Annotated in this window: 16 protein-coding genes and 1 pseudogene; 3 read left to right on the plus strand and 14 right to left on the minus strand. The window is 63.6% G+C overall.

Annotated elements, in window-relative coordinates; genetic code table 11:
- The first annotated feature begins 40 nt into the window (after positions 1-40).
- A complete protein-coding gene (locus tag E3O60_RS04215; protein ID WP_134497222.1) occupies positions 41-751 on the plus strand; it encodes a hypothetical protein in 711 nt (236 codons plus the stop codon).
- A gap of 189 nt (positions 752-940) precedes the next feature.
- On the opposite strand, the gene E3O60_RS04220 is transcribed toward E3O60_RS04215, so the two are convergent.
- From E3O60_RS04220 to E3O60_RS04265, 9 genes are all read right to left on the minus strand, one after another.
- Entirely contained in the window at positions 941-1,579 is a 639-nt protein-coding gene (locus E3O60_RS04220; protein ID WP_134497224.1) for a hypothetical protein, read from the minus strand.
- A 977-nt stretch (positions 1,580-2,556) separates the two neighbouring features.
- Positions 2,557-3,531: a class 1b ribonucleoside-diphosphate reductase subunit beta gene (nrdF, locus tag E3O60_RS04230; RefSeq protein ID WP_134497228.1), complete on the minus strand. Its 975-nt coding sequence runs from the start codon at positions 3,529-3,531 to the stop codon at positions 2,557-2,559.
- A 113-nt stretch (positions 3,532-3,644) separates the two neighbouring features.
- Entirely contained in the window at positions 3,645-5,750 is a 2,106-nt protein-coding gene (gene nrdE, locus E3O60_RS04235; RefSeq protein WP_088457826.1) for a class 1b ribonucleoside-diphosphate reductase subunit alpha, read from the minus strand.
- A gap of 35 nt (positions 5,751-5,785) precedes the next feature.
- On the minus strand, positions 5,786-6,271 hold the full coding sequence (nrdI, locus tag E3O60_RS04240) for a class Ib ribonucleoside-diphosphate reductase assembly flavoprotein NrdI (RefSeq protein WP_088455067.1): 486 nt from the start codon (positions 6,269-6,271) through the stop codon (positions 5,786-5,788).
- A 55-nt stretch (positions 6,272-6,326) separates the two neighbouring features.
- The gene (gene nrdH, locus E3O60_RS04245; RefSeq protein ID WP_066592430.1) at positions 6,327-6,560 is read right to left on the minus strand and encodes a glutaredoxin-like protein NrdH; all 234 of its coding nucleotides are present in this window, start codon (positions 6,558-6,560) and stop codon (positions 6,327-6,329) included.
- A gap of 385 nt (positions 6,561-6,945) precedes the next feature.
- On the minus strand, positions 6,946-7,971 hold the full coding sequence (locus tag E3O60_RS04250) for a sugar ABC transporter permease (RefSeq protein ID WP_134497230.1): 1,026 nt from the start codon (positions 7,969-7,971) through the stop codon (positions 6,946-6,948).
- Entirely contained in the window at positions 7,968-9,044 is a 1,077-nt protein-coding gene (locus E3O60_RS04255) for an ABC transporter permease (RefSeq protein WP_088455065.1), read from the minus strand. The genes E3O60_RS04250 and E3O60_RS04255 overlap by 4 nt, the downstream gene beginning before the upstream one ends.
- On the minus strand, positions 9,041-10,582 hold the full coding sequence (locus E3O60_RS04260) for a sugar ABC transporter ATP-binding protein (RefSeq protein WP_134497232.1): 1,542 nt from the start codon (positions 10,580-10,582) through the stop codon (positions 9,041-9,043). Before E3O60_RS04260 ends, E3O60_RS04255 begins: the two co-directional genes overlap by 4 nt.
- Positions 10,583-10,712: 130 nt before the next feature.
- Complete coding sequence (locus E3O60_RS04265) at positions 10,713-11,711, minus strand: ABC transporter substrate-binding protein (protein WP_088455063.1); 999 nt, start codon at positions 11,709-11,711, stop codon at positions 10,713-10,715.
- A gap of 338 nt (positions 11,712-12,049) precedes the next feature.
- Between E3O60_RS04265 and E3O60_RS04270 the strand changes: the two genes are divergently transcribed.
- Both E3O60_RS04270 and E3O60_RS04275 read left to right on the plus strand, forming a co-directional pair.
- Complete coding sequence (locus E3O60_RS04270; protein WP_134497246.1) at positions 12,050-13,585, plus strand: sugar ABC transporter ATP-binding protein; 1,536 nt, start codon at positions 12,050-12,052, stop codon at positions 13,583-13,585.
- A 151-nt stretch (positions 13,586-13,736) separates the two neighbouring features.
- On the plus strand, positions 13,737-14,750 hold the full coding sequence (locus tag E3O60_RS04275; RefSeq protein WP_198414937.1) for a LacI family DNA-binding transcriptional regulator: 1,014 nt from the start codon (positions 13,737-13,739) through the stop codon (positions 14,748-14,750).
- Between the two features lie 203 nt (positions 14,751-14,953).
- On the opposite strand, the gene E3O60_RS04280 is transcribed toward E3O60_RS04275, so the two are convergent.
- The 5 genes and pseudogenes from E3O60_RS04280 to E3O60_RS04300 all read right to left on the minus strand — a co-directional run.
- On the minus strand, positions 14,954-15,838 hold the full coding sequence (locus E3O60_RS04280) for a hypothetical protein (RefSeq protein ID WP_134497234.1): 885 nt from the start codon (positions 15,836-15,838) through the stop codon (positions 14,954-14,956).
- An 839-nt stretch (positions 15,839-16,677) separates the two neighbouring features.
- Positions 16,678-17,919, minus strand: a complete 1,242-nt coding sequence (gene mmsB / locus E3O60_RS04285) for a multiple monosaccharide ABC transporter permease (protein ID WP_088455060.1) — start codon at positions 17,917-17,919, stop codon at positions 16,678-16,680.
- Positions 17,920-17,952: 33 nt separating this feature from the next.
- Entirely contained in the window at positions 17,953-19,482 is a 1,530-nt protein-coding gene (gene mmsA, locus E3O60_RS04290) for a multiple monosaccharide ABC transporter ATP-binding protein (protein WP_088455059.1), read from the minus strand.
- A gap of 86 nt (positions 19,483-19,568) precedes the next feature.
- Positions 19,569-20,681, minus strand: a complete 1,113-nt coding sequence (chvE, locus tag E3O60_RS04295; RefSeq protein ID WP_304984977.1) for a multiple monosaccharide ABC transporter substrate-binding protein — start codon at positions 20,679-20,681, stop codon at positions 19,569-19,571.
- A 69-nt stretch (positions 20,682-20,750) separates the two neighbouring features.
- Positions 20,751-21,047 (minus strand): annotated as a pseudogene (locus tag E3O60_RS04300) (L-arabinose isomerase); the annotation flags it as partial.

The following is a 21,047-nucleotide window of genomic DNA, read 5'->3' on the forward strand; positions in this document are numbered from 1 at the left end:
GCGACTGTTTTTTGTCGGTGGCTCCCGTTAGGTTCTGGCCATGGTTACTCCTCAGCTAAACGAAATGGACAACGCCAGCCCATCTGATGTCTCAGTGGCTGCACTCGCCGCCGCGGATGCCGGCTCCCGCACGCCTAGCGTCGTACCACGAGTCCTCATTTTCCTTGGTGCTTTGGCATTCGTTGCTGTCGTTGCAGTCGCCGTGCAGGGAGCATGGGGGGCAATCGGAATCGTTATCTGGGCAGCGATGCTGATTGTCTCGCTCGGGACTGTGATTGTTGGAGTCGCCGTCACCACCGTGATTGCACCCCTCGCCCCCGTGTCTGAGATCTCAGTGCTCGGACGACGCGCGGTCGAGTTCGCAAAGTTCGCGCTGGCCACCGCCGCGCTTTTTGGAACTCTCCTCGTTGGTTGGATGATGAACATGACCTACGAATCATCGTTCGACATGGAACGTTTTGGCCAAGCAAATGAGCAGATGTTTCAGTTGTTGCTGTTGCCAGTTGGCGTTGCAGCCGTAGTTTTCTGGATGTGGCTTTCAGTGGACCTGTTGCGCATCGGAAAGCGAAGGCGGCGAAACGCGATCGACTACCTGATCAGGAAGCTCTTTCCGCGATCGGCCAAACGTCTGTCCCTCTTCCGCCGGCTTGCGCGTGACTCCATGAACACAAGGTTGTGGATTGTTTGCGCGTTTTACATTGTGCCTGTTGTCCTGTTCGCAGGACCGCATCTGTTCGCGAGCTGGCAGTAGCTGCTTCATGTTTGGAAGATTCGCGCGCGCGAACCGGTCCGTGGTCTATAAACAATCGCTGATTGAAGTGCCAAATGGAATTCCCGAGGCGTTCGATCACGCAAAGGGCGGACGCCCGAGCATCCGCCCTTTCAATAAGCAATGCGATTGGAGGAACCCAATCAGATCGAGTTCGATTGTCGAATGCGTCTACACGCTTTCCGAGAACTCCCAAGCATCCTTCAGCCTGTTCCAGACGACACTCTGCAATGGGCGAAACAAAGGCGAAGTGAATTCGCCATCGCTCTTAGTTGACACCCGATAGAGCAAATTACACGATGGGTTTTCTAACGCATGAAGGGCCCGCGCCAAGCGCCCTTTGCGTCCCGCCTGTTTCAAAAGCTCTGCCATTTGCAGTTCCGCTTCGAGGAATTCACTGTAGCGATTCTCCCCCCAGGTTTTCAGCATGGCGTCGCTTGTGTATTTTTTGTGCAGGTCCTTGACATCCCGCATCCTGAGCTGGGTCTGCCATTTGACCGTCGCTCCAGGAAATACTGAGAATGGAAACGGCGGTGATTCTCCGTACTGCCCTCTTCTGATTTGAAGAAACTCTGGTTCGCCGCAGCTCTGATCGTGAATCCGGATCATCGGCGACATTGCGGTCACCTCGACGGGATCTAAGTTCTTGCGCGGATTCGCCAAGATTACAGAGACAACCGGGTCACCGCCGAGGTCAACAACCTCAATTGAAAGCTTGAGAGAAGCTTTTCTCTTCAAACTCGGGCGCCGCAACACTGCCGCAGCGATACGACCACCGGCTACAACTGCCGGACCAATTACTCCACTCATGTTCAGAGCGTACCGATATTACATACCCTTCGCGGTCCGTACACGAGCGAGACCAAACAAGTCCTCCACTGGTCCGGAGCTCCACCGTCGCTCGCCTCCTATTGAGGCCGATGACTGGCACGTAGCGGCGGGTGGTGCCCTGGGCTGGCCAGGGGCTGCGAAGTCGCCAGCGTTGGTGCCGTCGCTCTCTGTGCCGATGTGATCAAGTCGTCGGAGATGAGTCTGTGAGGTGAAGAGTGCCTTCAACCAATTTACTCGTGTCGACCTTCACTTCGCTGCGGGCGGTACCGCGTTCCCGCAATCGTCCCGCCAATTGTTCAGGCTCCGACTACCACCATGCGCTACTCGCCCCAATCACGAGGCTTGCCGGACGCGCACTAGAAAGACGGGCAAATCTATAGTCTGTCCCAAAGTGAAGCTGCCGAAGATCCCGTAAATTTGCCACCCGCCATTGTCAGTTGGACGAAATCCCCCCACCGACCGAGTCCGACGTGGCGTGGACGAGCAGCGTCCCGTCGCGCCCGAGGCGGACGAATGCGGCCTCACGGCACTCGGGTGGTGCATGACGGAAACCGACATGCACCACGCCTCGGTACCTAGTTAGTTTCGGACTGAGTCGAACGGGGGTTGCTCGCTGCGTAGGCGGGCGTGACATAGAGCCCAGAGCCCGCATCACGGAAACGCGTGCCAGCCGAATTCGAGTTCGCTCCCTGTTCTGCAACGGTGTACTGAGGCCACCTGGCGGCCGTCGCTTTTGAGACGTAACGTCCGGAATTTGTACTGCGATTAGCCATCTTTCGATGCCTTTCTTTCGTGGTGGCCAGCCACAACAACAGGACGCATGAAATCAAGCTCGAGAGTTTTCATTCACGACATTCCTGCAATAGAGTCAATACGTTCCTGCCCGGAATTGCATTGGCCCCGTGGTTGCCGACCGAGTCCGTTGACCGGTTGGCCAACGGGGCTTTTGTGTGGGGCTAGAAGTCCCAGTCGTCGTCTTCGGTGTTGACGGCCTTGCCGATGACGTACGAGGAGCCCGACCCGGAGAAGAAGTCGTGGTTCTCGTCGGCGTTCGGCGACAGGGCCGACAGGATCGCCGGGTTCACGTCGGTGACGCTCTTGGGGAACATGGCCTCGTAGCCGAGGTTCATCAGCGCCTTGTTGGCGTTGTAGTGCAGGAACTTCTTCACGTCTTCGGTCAGGCCGACCTCGTCGTACAGGTCCTGCGTGTACTGCACCTCGTTCTCGTACAGCTCGTACATGAGGTTGAAGGTGTAGTCCTTGATCTCGTCCTTGCGCTCCTGCGTGGCGCCCTCGAGACCCTTCTGGAACTTGTAGCCGATGTAGTAACCATGCACGGCTTCATCCCGGATGATCAGGCGGATGAGGTCGGCCGTGTTGGTGAGGCGGGCGCGGCTGGAGAAGTACATCGGCAGGTAGAAGCCGGAGTAGAACAGGAACGACTCGAGCAGCACCGAAGCGACCTTGCGCTTGAGCGCGTCGTCGCCCTGGTAGTAGTCCATCACGATGGACGCCTTCTTCTGCAGGTTGACGTTCTCGGTCGACCAGCGGAACGCCTCGTCGATCTCCTTCGTCGACGCGAGCGTCGAGAAGATCGAGGAGTAACTCTTGGCGTGCACCGACTCCATGAACGCGATGTTCGTGTAGACGGCTTCCTCGTGCGGGGTGATCGCATCGGGGATCAGCGAGACGGCGCCGACGGTGCCCTGGATGGTGTCGAGCAGGGTGAGCCCGGTGAACACGCGCATGGTGAGCTGCTGCTCCACCGGGGTGAGCTGGTTCCAGGACTGCACGTCGTTGGAGAGCGGGATCTTCTCGGGCAGCCAGAAGTTGTTCGTGAGGCGGTTCCAGACCTCGACGTCCTTCTCGTCTTCGATCTTGTTCCAGTTGATCGCGTCAACGTGGGAGACGAGCTTGAGCTTGTCAATCATTTCTTAATCCTTTGTGGTGATGCACCGTTGGTCGAGCTTGTCGAGACCTCGAGATCTCGAGATCTGCTTGCGTGGTCTCGACAAGCTCGACCACCGATTATGCCGCTACTTACTTAGAGGGCGCAGGAAACACAGCCCTCAACCTCGGTCCCCTCGAGGGCCATCTGGCGCAGACGGATGTAGTAGATCGTCTTGATGCCCTTTTTCCACGCGTAGATCTGGGCGCGGTTGATGTCGCGGGTCGTGGCGGTGTCCTTGAAGAACAGCGTCAGCGACAGGCCCTGGTCCACGTGCTGGGTGGCAGCGGCGTAGGTGTCGATGACCTTCTCGTAGCCGATTTCGTAGGCATCCTGGTAGAACTCGGTGTTGTCGTTCGTCATGAACGGTGCCGGGTAGTACACGCGGCCGAGCTTGCCTTCCTTGCGGATCTCGATCTTCGAGGCGATCGGGTGGATCGACGCGGTCGAGTTGTTGATGTACGAGATCGACCCGGTCGGCGGCACGGCCTGCAGGTTCTGGTTGTAGATGCCGTGCTCCATGACGGATGCCTTGAGCTCGGCCCAGTCGGCCTGCGTCGGGATCTCAACGGCCGAGTTGGCGAACAGCTCGGCGCCGCGGGCGGTGGTCGGCTCCCAGACCTGGTCGGTGTACTTGTCGAAGAAGGCGCCGGAGGCGTAGGTGGAGTCCGCGAAGCCCTCGAAGGTGGTGCCGCGTTCGATGGCGATCTTGTTCGAGGCGCGCAGGGCGTGGAACAGCACCGTGTAGAAGTAGATGTTGGTGAAGTCGATGCCCTCTTCGCTGCCGTAGTACACCCGCTCACGGGCGAGGTAGCCGTGCAGGTTCATCTGGCCCAGGCCGATGGCGTGGGACTTGTCGTTGCCGCTCTCGATCGAACGCACCGACGCGATGTGGCTCTGATCGGAGACCGCACTGAGTCCGCGGATCGCGGTGTCGACGACCCGGCCGAAGTCGGGCGCATCCATGGCCAGCGCGATGTTCATCGAGCCGAGGTTGCAGGAGATGTCCTTGCCGATGGTGTCGTAGGAGAGGTCCTCGTTGTACGTGGTCGGGGTGTTGACCTGGAGGATCTCCGAGCACAGGTTCGACATGTTGATGCGGCCCTTGATGGGGTTCGCCTCGTTCACGGTGTCTTCGAACATGATGTACGGGTAGCCGGACTCGAACTGGATCTCGGCGAGGGTCTGGAAGAAGTCGCGGGCCTTCATCTTGGACTTCTTGATGCGCGAGTCGTCGACCATCTCGTGGTACTTCTCGGACACCGAGATGTCGGCGAACGGCACGCCGTAGACGCGCTCGACGTCGTACGGGGAGAACAGGTACATGTCCTCGTTGTTCTTGGCCAGCTCGAAGGTGATGTCGGGGATGACCACACCGAGGGAGAGGGTCTTGATGCGGATCTTCTCGTCGGCGTTCTCGCGCTTGGTGTCGAGGAAGCGCATGATGTCGGGGTGGTGCGCGTGCAGGTACACCGCTCCGGCACCCTGGCGGGCACCGAGCTGGTTGGCGTAGCTGAAGGAGTCTTCGAGCAGCTTCATCACGGGGATGATGCCGCTGGACTGGTTCTCGATCTGCTTGATCGGCGCGCCGGACTCACGAATGTTGGAGAGCAGCAGGGCCACGCCGCCGCCGCGCTTGGACAGCTGCAGCGAGGAGTTGATACCGCGGGAGATGGACTCCATGTTGTCTTCGATACGCAGCAGGAAGCAGGAGACGAGCTCGCCGCGCTGGGCCTTGCCGGAGTTCAGGAAGGTGGGCGTCGCGGGCTGGAAACGACCGGCGATGATCTCCTCGACGAGGGCGACCGCGAGCTTTTCGTCGCCCTGGGCCAGGCCGAGGGCGGTCATCACGACGCGGTCCTCGAAGCGCTCGAGGTAGCGCTTGCCGTCGAAGGTCTTCAGCGTGTACGACGTGTAGTACTTGAACGCGCCGAGGAAGGTCTGGAAGCGGAACTTCTTCGAGTACGCCAGGTTGTTGAGGCTGGTGATGAACTCGAAGCTGTACATGTCGAGCACGGCCTGCTCGTAGTACTCCTTCTCGACCAGGTAGTCGAGACGTTCACGCAACGAGTGGAAGAACACCGTGTTCTGGTTCACGTGCTGCAGGAAGAACTCCCGGGCAGCTTCGCGGTCCTTGTCGAACTGGATCTCCCCGTTCGGTCCGTACAGGTTGAGCATGGCGTTCAGGGAGTGATAATCCATGTCCAGGCCCGACGGCGGGCTGATCGGGGTGACCTTCACGGCTGTTGCTTCCAAAATTCTTCCAATCCTTCGTGAACGGCGGCTACGTCGTCCGGTGTGCCGAATACTTCAAAGCGATACAGGTGGGGCACACCGCACTTCTGCGCGATGATGTCCCCGGCGAGGCAGAAGGCCTCACCGAAATTCGTGTTCCCGGCGCCGATGACGCCGCGGATGAGTGAGCGGTTGCGTGTGTCGTTGAGAAAGCGGATGACCTGGCGCGGCACTGCCGGCCCCAGATCGCCGCCGCCGTAGGTGGGTACAACGAGCACAAACGGATGCCGGGCGACAAGGGGCGCATCCTTGGCGTACAGCGGGATGCGGGCGGCGGGCCGGCCGAGCTTCTCGACGAACCTCTGAGTGTTTCCGGAGACGCTCGAGAAGTAGACGATGTCCACGTCTCCGGCATCGACTTCCGCGCCGGCACCCTGTCCTGCCGCGCCGGCGGTGGACTCGCGAGTGGAATCAGCCTGAAGCAGCATGGGTTCCCCTTTTCGTGCGAGTTGAACGGTCGGCGCCCCCCAGGCGCAACGCTGGTTACGCCAGGCGCGCGGCGAGCTCGTTGATCTTGTCGGGGCGGAAGCCCGACCAGTGGTCCTCATCGGTGATGACGACGGGCGCCTGCAGGTAGCCGAGCGCCTTGACGGCCTCGAGTGCGTTCTCGTCGGCTGACAGGTCGAGGATGTTGTACTCGATGCCCTTGTTGTCCAGGGCACGGTAGGTCGCGGTGCACTGCACGCAGGACGGCTTGGTGTAGACGGTGATTGCCATCGAAGAGGCCTCTCGTATCGTTCTCGTCGTTTCGGACCATAGGCAAAGCTGTGCGAAATCCGTGGTGAAGACGTAGTGGAAATGTGGTGGAAATGCACCCGTAAAGTGCGAAGTTCTTTTTCAAGCGTTGTGCGATTGCTTGGACTTCAATACTACATCTAGTGATTGCCAATGGGAACAGCCACTACATGCGGGAATTACAATTATGTACTTATCCACCGACATTCCACCGGTTGTCAACAGGGCGGCACTACCGAAGACCGCAGGAATACGCGGTCGGACCCGAAGTTATCCACAGGTCGAGCGGGGACATGATTTTGCCCTGTGGAATCCGCCGCCGGGCGCGTCGATCACCCGGTCGGCGAATCCGTCCCCCTTCTGGGGCTCAGGATTTGCGCTTGCGCGAGACGACGAATCGCTGCAGCAGCACGAAGGCGAGGAGAATGCCGCCGGTGATGATCGTGGTGGCTTCAGGCGGGATGCCGCCGTCGCGGGTGATGAGCACGTTCATCAGTCCGAGAACCAGCGCGCCGATCACGGAACCGAGCACAAAGCCGGCTCCGCCGGTGAGCAGCGTCCCACCGATGATGACGGCGGCGATGGCGTCCAGCTCCCAGCCCACCCCGGTGATGTTCTGCGCGATGCCGAGCTTCGAGGTGTACACGACGGCGGCCAGTCCCGCGAGGGTGCCGCTGATCACGTAGATCAACAGTTTCGTGCGCACCACCGGCAGTCCCATCAGCAACGCCGACTGTTCCGAACCGCCGATCGCGTAGACCGTGCGACCGAATCGGGTGCGGTGCAGCATGAAGAACGCCACGATGACGACGAGGGCGGCGATGAGCACGTTGGGGGTTGTCACGAGGTCGTCGATCTTGGGTCCGTCGTAGACCTTCCACTGCGTGGACAGGCTGCGGATCACCGAGTCGTCGTCGAGCCGCTGCGGGGTGGTGCTGAGGATGGACGCGAGGCCGCGGGCGAGGAACATCATCGCGAGGGTCGCGATGAAGGGTTGCACGTTGAAGTACTGGATCAGCACCCCGGAGGCGACGCCGAAGACCGAGCCGATCAGGATCATCACCACGATCACGATGAGCGGATTCCAGCCGGCGTTGGCCAGCATCACCCCGACCAGGCTGCTGATGGCGATCACCGCTCCGACCGACAGGTCGATCCCGCCGGTGAGGATGACGAAGGTCAGGCCCACCGCCAGGATGATCAGATACGCGTTGTTGATCAGCAGGTTCGAGATCGTGCTGAACTGCACAATCCGCCCGTAGGCGACCTCACCGTAGATCAGCATGGCGATGAAGATCGCCACGGCGGCCAGGGTCGGCAGGGTTTCCAGGTTCGGCTTCATTCGCGACAGCAGCGAGGGCGCGGCCGGCCGATCGAGCTCGGTAATGGTCATACCGGCACCGTTTCCTTATCCGTGATGATGACGCGGGTTCTGCGCCGGTTGAACATCGAGCGCACCCTGGGCGACTGCAGGAGGCAGATGATCACGATGACGACGGCCTTGAAGGCCGGCGTCGCCGACGAGGGGATGGACATGTAGACGATGGTCTTGTCGAGTGTCGCGATCAGCAGGGCCCCGATGATGCTGCCGGTGAGCGAGAATTTGCCTCCGGCCAGCGAGGTCCCGCCGATGACCACGGCGAGGATCGCATCCATTTCGGCGGTCATGCCCGTTTTCGCCACCTCGACCGTCATGACGCTGGCGGTGCTGAAGATCCCGGCCACGCCGGCGAGCACAGCGCTCACTATGTAGACGGAGATGAGGATGCCGACGGGGCGGATCCCGGCCATCCGGGCGGCCTTGGGGTTGATGCCGATGGATTCGATCATCAGGCCGAGCGCGGTGCGGCGCACCAGGGCGGCCAGGACCGCCACGATCAGCACCGCGATGACGAACACAACGGGAAAGCCGAGGAAGGTGCCGTTGGCGATCCAACGGAAGGTCTCGTTCGTCGCCGAGGTGTTCTGGCCCGAGGTGATCACCTTGGCCAGGCCGCGGCCGGCGAGCATCATCACCAGGGTCGTGATGAAGGGTTGCAGGCCCACGATCGAGACCAGGATGCCGTTGAGGGTGCCGAGTAGCGCGCTGATTCCCAGCGCCAGGAGCACGGCCACCACCGCGGTGCCGAACGATCCGGTGCCGGTGTTGCGCATGAATTCCATTGAGACGGCACCGGCCACAGCCATCACCGACCCGACCGACAGGTCGATGCCGCGGGTGGCGATGACCAGGGTCATGCCGACCGCGATCATCATGATCGGCGCGCTCGCGCGCAGGATGTCGATGACGTTGCCAGAGAGGTTGCCGGTGGCGGCGTTGACCGATACCCCGAGGTAGGCGGGGTTCTTGGTGAGATTGACCACGAGCAACAGAAGCAGGGCCACGATCGCCCAGACGTACGGTTGGTGGAACAGCCCGGTGATGACGCGGATGGCTGCGGACGGACGTGCGACGGGGGTGCTCATGCGCCGCTCCCTTCTGAAGCGATGAGATCGACGATGGCTTCGGCGGTCACGTCGGGTCCGTTGACGATCTCGCCGATCTTGCGCCGGTCTTTCAGCACGATGATGCGCTCACTGAGGCGCACGACTTCCTCCAATTCAGACGAAATGAAGATCACCGACATGCCGTCATCGGCGAGCGCCACAATTGTCTCCTGAATCTCCGCCTTGGCCCCCACATCGATTCCGCGGGTCGGTTCGTCGAGGATCAGGAGTTCCGGCTGGGTGGCCAACCAGCGGCCGAGCAGGACTTTCTGCTGGTTGCCGCCGGATAGATCCCGCACGGCCCGCTCCGGGTCGGCGGGTCGCACGTTCAGCTCCACCAGGTACTTGTCGCAGATCGCGGCCTGTTCCCGGCGGGACAGCGGCCGGGCCCAGCCGCGGCGGGCCTGCACGGCCAGGACCAGGTTCTCCCGCACCGTGAGGTCGCCGACGATTCCCTCGTCGCGCCGGTTCTCGGTGGAGAAGGCGATCTTGCGCGCCAGGGCGCCGACCGGGCTGGTGACCTCGGTGGTTTTCCCGTCGATGGTCACGATGCCGGCATCGGGTTTGTCGGCACCGTAGATGAGCCGGCCGAGCTCGGTGCGGCCGGAACCGAGCAATCCGGCCAGGCCCACCACTTCGCCGGCGTGCACCTCGATGTCCACGGGTTCGATGGAGCCCTTGCGGGTCAGGTCTTTCGCGCTGTAGTAGGGCGCGCCGCCCGAGTGCACGGCCCGGGATCGCTGGGAGCCCAGGGAGTTGAGGGTGTCCACGTCCTTGCCGATCATCTCGGAGATGAGCTGGTTGCGCGGCAGCGCAGCTGTCTGGTGTTCGCCGACCACGACGCCGTTCCGCAGCACGGTGAGCCGGTCGCTGATCGCGTACACCTGGTCGAGGAAGTGCGAGACGAAGAGGATGGCAACACCCTCGTCGCGCAGGCGGCGGATGACCGTGAACAGGCCTTCAACCTCGTTCGCGTCCAGGCTGGAGGTCGGTTCGTCGAGGATCAGGACAGTGGAGTCGGTGACCATCGCGCGGCTGATCGCGACCAGCTGCTGCAGGGCGAGCGAGATGCTGGAGAGCGGTTGTCTGGGGTCGAGGTCGCCCAGGCCCAACCGGATGAGGGCCTCGTGGGCCGCCTCGTGGGTCTTGCGCCAGTTGATGCCGATCGGCCCGCGTACCTCGTGGCCGAGCATCACGTTCTCCCCCACCGTGAGGTTGTCGCAGAGGTTGACCTCCTGGTAGACGGTGGAGATGCCGGCGCTCTGCGCATCCGCGGTGCCCGCGAACCGCCTCGGAACGCCGCCGACGGTGATTGTGCCGGAGTCGATCTTGTACACACCGGTGAGCGCCTTGATGAGGGTGGATTTGCCCGCCCCGTTCTCGCCCATCAGGGTGTGCACTTCGCCAGGGAAGAGTCGGAAGTTCACGTTCTGGAGAGCCTTGACCCCCGGGAACTCGATCGAGATGTTCTCCATCTCGACGATCGGCTCTGTCACTGCCGGCGCTGTCGCTGCCATGTCTCTGCCTGGTCCTGCCGGTGTGTCGGCCTCGAAAGTTGAGTGGCGTGGCGAACCTGCCACGAAGGGGGTGTTCGTTCCTGCGGCCGGATGGGCCGCAGGAACGAACACGTTCGGGTCGTGCTGCCGGTCAGTACTGGCGGTCGGGCAGGGCCGCGGTGGCCGCCTCGGGCGAATCGAATGTCGTGCTCGGCACGACGATGCTGGACTCGACGTCCTCGCCCGCCAGGGCCGCGTTGACGACCTCGATGGCGTCCTCTCCGAAGAGCGGGTTGTATTCGGCCACGAAGCTGAGCCGGCCGGCCGCAAGGGCTTCGAGGGCGGCCTGTGTGCCGTCGATGGTGATGATCTTCACGTCGGTGCCGGGGGTGAGTCCGGCCTCCTCCACCGCGAGAGCGGCGCCCAGGCCCATTTCGTCGTTCTGGGCGAAGACGAGCTGGATGTCGTTGCCATTGGCCTTGAGCATGGTCTCGAAGACGCTCTTGGCCTCTTCGGTGGACCAGTTCGCCGACTGGCTCTCCAGCTTGGTCAGGTTGTCGGCGACGGCCTCGTCCCATCCCTTGTTGCGGTCGTTCACCACCGAGAGTCCGGGCGGGCCTTCGAGGACGACGTAGTTCGCGCCATCCGGGAACTGCTCGTTGGCCCATTCGGCGGCCGAGGCGCTGATGCCCACGTTGTCCGGAGCGATCCGGCTCGTGTAGAGGCTTTCGTCGTTCGGCTCGATGCCGCGGTCAAGCAGCACCACCGGAATCTCGGCCTCCTGTGCCCGCTCGAGCACGTCTTCCCAGCCCGTTGCCTCGGTGGCGGAGAGCAGGATCGCGTCTACGCCCTCGTCGATGAACGAGGTGAACGCGGTGATCTGGGAGTTCTGGTCGCCGTTGCTGGACGGGGCATACTTCAGGTCGAACCCGTTCTCGGTGGAGAACGCATCCTGAATGTTCTGCTCGTTCGCGGTGCGCCAGCCTCCCTCAGGTCCGACGGCGACAAATCCGACGGTGGTGAGCTCGCCGCTGTCGTCACCGGATGCGGCCGGTTCGTCCGACCCCGATGAGCAGGCGACCAGACTGAGAGCTAGTGTTCCGGCCAGGGCCAAACCCGTGAACGCTCGGAACCGTGATGTGGGTGCCATGTGATCTCCTCCTTGAGATCTGCGGGCACGAGCGTCGTGCCAGCAGTATGAATGTGTTCAATGAACGACTGCGGTGCCTTGGACGATGTGTGATCGCTAACAATTCGCTACTAGCCAGCTGCTTGATAGTTTCTGACTTCGTCGTCGGGATCAATTGTTAGCCTTCACAATCGCTCTTTTCGGAGGCTAACCGCGTTTTGCCGGTGTTGTCAAGGGCTTTTTACTGGGATGCAGCCCTGCGGGGCTCCTGTTGCGCCGAACGAGTTGTGAACCCTAACATTCAGGGGGACGAGGAGGTTCGCGAGGTGCACAGAATCGAAGCCGAACCGATCGTGGTGATGACCGGCGTCACCGTCACGTTCCCGGGCGTCACGGCGTTGGATTCCGTGGACTTCAGGCTGTTCCCCGGGGAGGTTCACTCGCTGCTGGGCGAGAACGGCGCGGGTAAGAGCACCCTGATCAAGGCGCTGACGGGTGTGTACCGCATCGACGGCGGGCGGATCGAGGTCGATGGGGTCAGCGTGGCCTTCGCCAGCCCGGCCGACGCGCAACGGTCTGGCGTGAGCACCGTGTACCAGGAGATCAACCTCCTGCCCAACCTCAGCGTTGCCGAGAACATCCTGCTCGGGCACGAGTCCCGCCGTCCGTGGGGCGGCATCGACTGGCCGGCAACACGACGGCACGCCGGCGAGCTCCTCCGGGGAATGAACCTCGACATCGACCCGGCGTCCATCCTCGCGGACCACTCACTCGCCGTGCACCAGCTCATCGCCATCACCAGGGCCGTCGCCGTGCAACCCAAGGTGTTGATTCTCGACGAACCCACCTCGAGCCTGGATACCGACGAGGTGACGGAGCTGTTCAGGGTGATCGCCCACCTCAAGGAGTCCGGGGTCGCCATCCTGTTCATCTCGCACTTCCTCGAGCAGGTCTACGAGATCTCCGACCGACTCACCGTGCTGCGCGACGGCCAACTCGTCGGCGAGTACCTCACGGATGAGCTGCTGCGGATCGATCTCGTGCAGAAGATGGTCGGCGCCGGGATGTCGGTTCTCTCCGAGATGCAGCATCGCACGAGTGAGCGGGAGGTCGAGGAAGCCCTCGGCGGTGAACGGCCGCTGGTGAGCGCCGTCGGCCTCGGCCGGGACGGCGCTCTGGCACCTATCGACCTGGCCGTCTACGAGGGCGAAATCGTCGGCATGGCCGGTCTGCTCGGCTCCGGCCGCACCGAGCTGGCACGACTGCTGGCGGGCATCGACCGGCCGGACAGCGGCGGCGTGTCGGTCGACGGTGTCGTGCACAAGTTCCGGGGCCCCCGCGATGCGCTGAAACAGCGTATCGCCTACGCCTCGGAGGACCGCCGCGCCGAGGGCATCATCGGGGACCTGACCGTTCGCGACAACATCGCACTGGCCCTGCAGGCCGACCTGGGCTGGTTCCGTCGAATCTCCCGAAAACGACAGGACGAGCTCGCCGCCAGCTACATCCAGGCTCTGAACATTCGCCCGCCGAACCCGGATGCGCTCGTGCGGCACCTCTCCGGGGGCAACCAGCAGAAGCTGCTTCTCGCCCGCTGGCTGGCCATAGCGCCCCGCCTGCTGATTCTGGACGAGCCCACCAGGGGCATCGACATCGGTGCGAAGGCCGAGATCCAGAATCTGGTCACCGATCTGGCCGAGAACGGTCTCGCCGTGGTTTTCATTTCGGCCGAACTCGAAGAGGTGCTGCGCATCAGCAACCGGGTGGCGATCCTGCGCGATCGGAAGAAGGTTGCCGACATCCGCAACCACGACCTGACCGTCGAGCGGCTGCTCACCGTCATCGCCGACGGCGCCGACGATGACGACGACCAGCGTCGGGGGGCCGAGCGGTGACCGGGACCCTCGGGCTCCTGGCACTGGCCGGTCAGGGCACTCGTCTAGAATCGGTGACACAACCCTGCACTATGTGGGCTGGCCGGATGCTCCGTGTGACGATCGACCGCGGAGAGTTGGGGCCCCGTCACCCGCAGGGAAAGGTATCGCCGTGAGAGAGGAAACTCCCCGCCAGGCGACGATCTTCGACGTCGCGCGTCTCGCCGGGGTATCGCACCAGACGGTCTCCCGGGTGCTCAACGACCTGCCCAATGTGCGGCCGTCCACCCGGGTTCGGGTCGAGGAGGCCATCAAGAAGCTGCGCTACGTGCCCTCCCCCGCCGCGCGGGCGCTCGTGACCCGGCGGTCGCGCACCATCGGGCTGATCGCCACGGGCACACCCGAGTTCGGACCGGCGTCCACCCAGCTCTACTTCAACGCTGCCGCGCGGAAGGCATCCTGGTCGGTCTTCACGGCCAGCCTGATCGACACCGAGCCGTCGGCGATCCGGGCCGTCGTCGAAGCGTTCCTCCGGCAGAACGTCGAAGGTATCGCCGTGATCACGAGCCGCCAGGGCGTCGTCGACGTCGTCGCCGGCATGGAGCTGGCCATCCCCGTGGTGGCGCTTGAGGCAACGGCCCGCACCGGTATCACCACGGTCGGGGCCAACCAGTACAGCGGCGCCCGCACCGCGGTGGCCTATCTGGCCGGGCTCGGCCACCGCAACATCGCCCACCTGGCCGGGCCGAGCGACTCGATCGACGCCAAGGAGCGGGAGCGCGGGTGGCGTGACGAGCTGGCCTCCCGTGGCCTGCAGGCGCGCCGCATCGGCATCGGCGACTGGTCGCCGTCCGCGGGCTACACCTTCGGCATGGCCTGCGACCTCGAGGGGCTCACGGCGATCTTCGCGTCGAACGACCAGATGGCGGTGGGGCTGATGCACGCCCTGTCCGATCGGGGACGGTCGGTTCCCCGCGACGTCAGCATCGTCGGGTTCGACGATGTGCCCGAGGCGGAGCACCTGTCGCCCCCGCTCACCACCGTGCGCCAGGATTTCGAGCACATCGGACGGGACATGCTCAGCGTGTTGCTCAGCCGCATCAACGGTGACGGTTCCCCGCTTCCGGCGTCCGTTCCCGCCCTCATCGAACGCGCCTCCACGCGCCGGCTCGACGCCGAGGGCTGAGCCTCCCCGGCGGCCCGCCCTTCCCCCGGGCGGCGCGACATCGCCCCGGCGGCCCGTCTTCGCCCCGGCGGCCCGTCTCCGCCCCGCCGGCCCGCTTCCGCCCCGCCGGCCCGCTTCCGCCCCGCCGGCCCGGGATACACCGCGTGCCACCGCGCCTAGCCCGTGCCGCGAGCCGGATGCGCCCCGTTCGGCGCCACAATCGCTCAGGCGCGGGGCACTCCCCGCTCGGTGAGGAAGGCGTGGAACCGGGTGGGTGAGAGAGCAAGATCCCAGCCCCACCGGTCGAAACTGTTCACCCGGGCGCGCAACGCATCCTCGCGCTGTTTCTCCTGCCACACCACCGAACTCGGGTCGCGATTGCCGAGCACGAGCCCGGTGCCGTACTTGAGGAACCCGTCGAATTCGCCGATCTTGCGCACCCGGCGCCAGAAGAAGTCCACCCAAGCGTTGCCGCCGAGGATGTCGGGAAAGCAGACCTGCAGCTCCGGTGCCTCAAAGCCGAGCTGAAAGATCCGCACCCTGCTCAGGGTCTCCCCCGGGTTTGCCGCCAGCGGGTTCGCGAAAGCGATCACCCGCTCGGCGCGGCGCCGACCGGTTCGCGGTTTCACCATCGCGAGCTCGCTGTAGAGGTCATCCCTCGTCAGCGCCGGTCGGATCGGCACCTCTCCGCGCCGCTCCCGTTCGGCGCGTTCCTGCTCAACCCGCAGCGCGTGGTCCACCATCGTGACACCCACCAGAAAGGGTGACGAGGCGGCCACATCCACCAGGGTGCGCGCAACAGAAGTGACCTGGCATCCGTCGATCTCCTGCACTGAGTCCGGAGCCGGCCCACGGTGACTGGTTATGAACCGGGTGCTGCTGCCTCCGACAGCGTCAGGGGTGCTGATGTGCACCGTCGCGGGCCAGCTCCCGATGGTGGGAAAGCCGTGCAGGATGCCCGCAGATTGATGCGACAAAACGAGCCGGCGCCCCGATGCCAGAACGGTCGCCCGCACCATCAGGCGGTACCGCTCATCGACATCAGCGGCGCGCCAGCGCTCGCCCGTCACGTACACACCGCGACGGACACTCTGGAGCGCACCCCTCACGCACAGCGTCTGGAGTGCGCGCGTTGACACTCCGACCTCTCGCAGGGCACCAGACGGGAGCAGCCCGCCGTACCGAGTGCTCACGACTTCGGCGAGGCGGAGGGTTTGGCGGTGGCGCGCGGCGTCGGCTGTGCGTTCGGCGGACGAAGGGTTGGATAACGGGGACTGGAGATTGGCCATACGGCAGCGTCCCTCTTCGACCCGCTGGCGCACGATACTGACCCGGCCCGGTTGAGCAATCGCCCGAGCCGTACCCTGTGGAGGAGCAGCGCACCCACGTGTCAGTACCGGACGGAAGGCTCCCGGCGGCACGCCTTAGCTCCGGCGGCACGCCTTAGCTCCCGCGGCACGCCTTAGCTCCGGCGGCACTGGTTCTAGCGCGTGCCGCCGCGCAAGAGGCGTGCCGCCGGGCAAAAAGCGTGCCGCCGCGCACAAGGCGGGCCGCGGCGCATGAAGCGAGCCGCGTCTTGGAGACATGCGCGGGCGGCGGGCAACAAAGGCCGCCGGCCGCGCATCTGTGCCAGGCCGAGAGGCTCCCGGCGGCACGCCTTGGCCCCCGCGGCACGTGTTAGCCCCGGCGGCATTGGTTCTAGCGCCTGCCGCCGCGCATGAAGCGTGCCGCCGCGCACAACGTGGGCCGCGGGGCATAAAGCGTGCCGCAGCGCACAACGTGTGCCGCGGGGCACACGTCGGACCGCGACGTGGGCCGCGACGTGGACCGCGACGTGGGCCGCGACGTGGGCCGCGGGGCATAACGCGAGGCACGAGCGGGCACACAAAGACCGCCGGCCCCGCATCCGTGGTGGAGGCGGGGCCGGCGGCCGGATGGAGCGTGGTGCCTAGCGGCCGCCGGAGCGACGCTTGTTGTAGACGTCGAAGGCGACGGCGAGGAGGAGCACGAGGCCCTTCACGGCCTGCTGCCACTCGATGCCGATGCCCATGATCGACATGCCGTTGTTCAGCACACCGATGATCAGACCACCGATGATGGCGCCACCGATGGTGCCGACACCACCCTGCACTGCCGCGCCACCGATGAAGGCGGCGGAGATGGCTTCGAGCTCGAAGCCGTCACCTGCCTTCGGGCCGGCCAGGTTGAGGCGAGCGGTGAAGATCAGGCCGGCGAGGGCAGCGAGCACGCCCATGTTCACGAACAGCCAGAACGTCACGTTGCGGGTCTTGACACCCGACAGCTCAGCGGCGTGCAGGTTGCCACCGATCGCGTAGATGTGACGGCCGAACACGCTGCGGTTCATGATGATGCCGTAGACCAGGATCAGCACGGCCAGCACGATCAGGGTGACCGGGATGCCCTTGTAGGAGGCGAGGGCGTAGGCGAACATGGCGATGGCGGCGGTGATGAGCACGAGCTTGACGACGAACCAAACCAGCGGCTCGACCTCCTGGCCGTAGGCCGCGCGGCCCTTGCGGGTGCGCACCTGCTGCACGATCAGGGCGATGATCGCCAGTGCGGCGACACCCAGGGTGAGCGGGTCCAGCTCGAACTCGCCGAAGAGATCCGTGAGGAAGCCGTTACCGAGTGCGCGGTATTCGGCCGGGAACGAACCGATGTTCGCGTTGCCGAGCACCACGAGGGCGAGGCCACGGAAGATGAGCATGCCGGCCAAGGTCACGATGAAGGCGGGGATGCCCACGAACGCGATCCAGAAGCCCTGCCAGACTCCCACCAGGGCACCGACCAGGAGCGAAAGGATGATCGACAGCCACCAGGGCAGTCCCCAGGTCACGGCGAACACGCCGGACACGGCACCGACGAAGGCGGCGACCGAACCGACCGACAGGTCGATGTGGCCGGCGATGATGACCATCACCATGCCGACCGCGAGAACGAGGATGTACCCGTTCTGCACGATCAGGTTCGAGATGTTCTGCGGCCGCAGCAGGATGCCGTCGGTCAGGAAGCTGAACAGCACAACCACCACGATCAGTGCGACGAAGATGCCGTTCTTGCCGAGGTCGGCGATGACATGGCTGAACCAGGCCGCCGCTTTGGAGTTGCTGGGATTGACTTGTGCACCTTCGGGCGTGTTGCTCGCCGGCTTGGTTTCGAGATCACTCATTTTGACGTTTCTCCTATTCCGATAGCGCCGACGCTAACGGGCCTTTTCCATGGTCATGTGCTTGATGAGGGTCTCCGGGGTGGCCGCATCGATCGGGAATTCTCCCGTGATGCGCCCCTCGGAGAGGGTGTAGATGCGGTCGCAGATGCCGATCAGTTCTGGCAGCTCCGACGAGATCACGATGACGCCCTTGCCCTGTGCAGCGAGGGCGTTGATGATCGCGTAGATCTCGTACTTGGCGCCAACATCGATGCCGCGGGTGGGCTCATCCAGGATCAGCACGTCGGGATTCGAGTAGATCCACTTCGACAGCACGACCTTCTGCTGGTTGCCGCCGGAGAGTTTCCCGGTTTTGGCCAGCACCGTCGGTGCCTTGATGTTCATGCTCGTGCGGTACTCGTTGGCAACCTTGAATTCTTCGTTGTCATCGACCAGTCCGCCCTTGACGAGCTTGCCCAGCGAGGCCATCGAGATGTTGCGCTTGATGTCTTCGATGAGGTTGAGGCCGTAAGTCTTGCGGTCCTCGGTGGCGTAGGCGATGCCGTTGTCGATCGCCTCGGTGACCGTGCGAGTCTTGATCTCCTTGCCGGCCTTGAACACCTTGCCGGTGATGCGGCTGCCGTAGGTGCGGCCGAACAGGCTCATCGCGAACTCGGTGCGCCCGGCTCCCATGAGCCCGGCGATACCCACGATCTCGCCACGCCGCACGTTCAGGTTGACGTTGTCGACCATGACCCTGGTCGGGTCCTGGGGGTGGTGCGCGGTCCAGTCCTCGACCCGCAGGATTTCCTCGCCGATGTTCGGCGTGTGGTCCGGGTAACGGTGCTCGAGATCGCGGCCGACCATGTCCTTGATGATGCGGTCTTCGGTCACGTCGACCTTGTCGATCGTCTCGATGGCCTTGCCATCGCGGATGACCGTGACGGCGTCGGAGACCTTTTTGATCTCGTTGAGCTTGTGACTGATGATGATCGACGTGATGCCCTGACCCTTCAGGTGCAGCATCAGGTTGAGCAGGTGGTCGGAGTCCTCGTCGTTGAGGGCGGCCGTCGGCTCGTCCAAGATGAGCAGCTTCACCCGCTTGGAGAGCGCCTTGGCGATCTCCACGAGCTGCTGCTTGCCGACTCCGATGTCCATGATCTTGGTGGTGGGGTTCTCCCGCAGGCCCACGCGGGCGAGGAGCTTCACGGCCTCGGTGTTGGTCTTGTTCCAGTCGATCAGGCCCAAGGCGCCGCGTTGTTCGTTGTTGAGGAAGATGTTCTCCGCGATGGAGAGGTAGGGACTCAGTGCGAGTTCCTGGTGGATGATGACGATGCCCTTGGCTTCGCTGTCCCTGATGTCCTTGAATTCAACGACTTCGTCTTCGAAGACGATGTCGCCGGTGTAGGTGCCGTGCGGGTAAACGCCGCTGAGCACCTTCATCAGCGTGGACTTGCCCGCGCCGTTCTCACCGCAGATGGCGTGAACTTCGCCGCGAGCGACGTTGAGCGTCACGTCCTGCAGCGCCTTGACGCCGGGGAAGGTCTTGGTAATACCGCGCATCTCGAGGATGTTGGTGGTCACGTGCGTTCCTTTCTTAGGTCGATACCTTGTGCTGACCGGCCGGCGGGGCTGTGAGGCCCCGCCGGCCGGTCACTAACACGTGACTCTTAGCCGTCGATCTCGGCCTGGGTCCAGTAGCCGGTGTCAACCAGCTCTTCGGTGATGTTGTCCTTGATCACGATCGAAGAGTCGAGGAGGTAGGAATCCACAACCTTGACACCGTTGTCGTAATCTTCGGTGTTGTTGATCTCCGGCTCGTCACCGTTGAGCAGGGCGAGGGTCATCGAAACGGCGACCTCGGCCAGCTTGCGGGTGTCCTTGAAGATCGTGCCGTACTGCTCACCGGCGACGATGGCCTTGACCGAGTCGAGCTCAGCGTCCTGACCGGAGATCGCGGGCCATTCCGGGCCCACTGTGTAGCCGGAGCCCTCGAGGGCAGAAATGATGCCTCGGGAGATGCCGTCGTACGGGGAGAGCACGCCGTTGACGACGCTGCCGTCGGAGTACGTCGACGTCAGGATGTTCTCCATGCGGCTCTGTGCTTCTTCACCGTCCCAACGCAGGGTTGCAACCTGCTCGATGTCGGTCTGGCCGCTCTTGACCACGATGGTCTTGGCGTCGATCAGCGGCTGGAGGACATCCATCGCGCCGTCGTAGAAGAAGAACGCGTTGTTGTCGTCCAGCGAACCGGCAAACAACTCGACGTTGAACGGGCCGGCCGGTGCACCCTCGATGGGCGTTCCGTCCAGCTCGACCAGGCCGAGGCCGTTCAGCAACGACCAGGCCTGCTGCTGGCCAACCTTGAAGTTGTCGAACGAGGCGTAGTAGTTGACGTTCTCGGTGTCGCGGATCAGGCGGTCGTAGGCGATGACGGGGATGTCGGCGTCTGCGGCGTCCTGGAGCACGCTGGTGAGGGTGGTGCCGTCGATCGAGGCGACGATCAGGGCCTTGGCGCCCTTGGTGATCATGTTCTCGATCTGCGAGACCTGCATGGGGATGTCGTCTTCTGCGTACTGCAGGTCGACGGTGAAGCCCTCGGCTTCGAGCTGCTCCTTGACGGCGTTACCGTCGTTGATCCAGCGCTCGGAGGACTTGGTGGGCATTGCGACGCCGACGAGGCCGCCGTCGCCGCCGCCAGAGTCTCCGCCGCTGGAGCAGGCTGCCAGGGACATAACCATGGCTCCGGCTGCCAGTGTCGCGAGGAAAGCTTTCTTCTTCACTGTGGTTCCTTTCGTATTTTCAATCGACTTTGATGTCAAATGGGTGAAACAGAGTGGTGCGTGTGTGATTTACAGGCCTTGCGCCAGGCGGTAGTACGCCTGGTTCCATCGGACCTCGCGGGAGAAGTCCCGCAGGGTGGTGGTTTCATCGATCACAAGGAGCTCGGTTTGAGCGATCTCGGCGAAGTCTTGGAACACCTCGATGCCGACGGCTGTCGACATGACGGTGTGGTGGGCGGCGCCGGCGGTGAGCCAGGCGGCGGCGGAGGTGGCGAAGTCGGGTGCGGGCTTCCAGACGGCGCGGCCGACGGGGAGTTTGGGTAGCGCTTGGGTGGGTTCGACGACCTCGACGACGTTCGCGGTGAG

The organism is Cryobacterium sp. TMB1-7 (assembly GCF_004402435.1).
Classification (GTDB): Bacteria; Actinomycetota; Actinomycetes; order Actinomycetales; family Microbacteriaceae; genus Cryobacterium; species Cryobacterium zongtaii.

Bases quoted from the DNA above. Each gene is read 5' to 3' on its own strand.
- nrdI (WP_088455067.1), bottom strand. From the start codon at position 6,271: ATGCTGCTTCAGGCTGATTCCACTCGCGAGTCCACCGCCGGCGCGGCA.
- E3O60_RS04215 (WP_134497222.1), top strand. From the start codon at position 41: ATGGTTACTCCTCAGCTAAACGAAATGGACAACGCCAGCCCATCTGAT.
- E3O60_RS04255 (WP_088455065.1), bottom strand. From the start codon at position 9,044: ATGAGCACCCCCGTCGCACGTCCGTCCGCAGCCATCCGCGTCATCACC.
- E3O60_RS04220 (WP_134497224.1), bottom strand. From the start codon at position 1,579: ATGAGTGGAGTAATTGGTCCGGCAGTTGTAGCCGGTGGTCGTATCGCT.
- E3O60_RS04265 (WP_088455063.1), bottom strand. From the start codon at position 11,711: ATGGCACCCACATCACGGTTCCGAGCGTTCACGGGTTTGGCCCTGGCC.
- nrdH (WP_066592430.1), bottom strand. From the start codon at position 6,560: ATGGCAATCACCGTCTACACCAAGCCGTCCTGCGTGCAGTGCACCGCG.
- mmsB (WP_088455060.1), bottom strand. From the start codon at position 17,919: ATGAGTGATCTCGAAACCAAGCCGGCGAGCAACACGCCCGAAGGTGCA.
- E3O60_RS04250 (WP_134497230.1), bottom strand. From the start codon at position 7,971: ATGACCATTACCGAGCTCGATCGGCCGGCCGCGCCCTCGCTGCTGTCG.
- E3O60_RS04270 (WP_134497246.1), top strand. From the start codon at position 12,050: ATGACCGGCGTCACCGTCACGTTCCCGGGCGTCACGGCGTTGGATTCC.
- E3O60_RS04260 (WP_134497232.1), bottom strand. From the start codon at position 10,582: ATGGCAGCGACAGCGCCGGCAGTGACAGAGCCGATCGTCGAGATGGAG.
- nrdF (WP_134497228.1), bottom strand. From the start codon at position 3,531: ATGATTGACAAGCTCAAGCTCGTCTCCCACGTTGACGCGATCAACTGG.
- nrdE (WP_088457826.1), bottom strand. From the start codon at position 5,750: ATGGATTATCACTCCCTGAACGCCATGCTCAACCTGTACGGACCGAAC.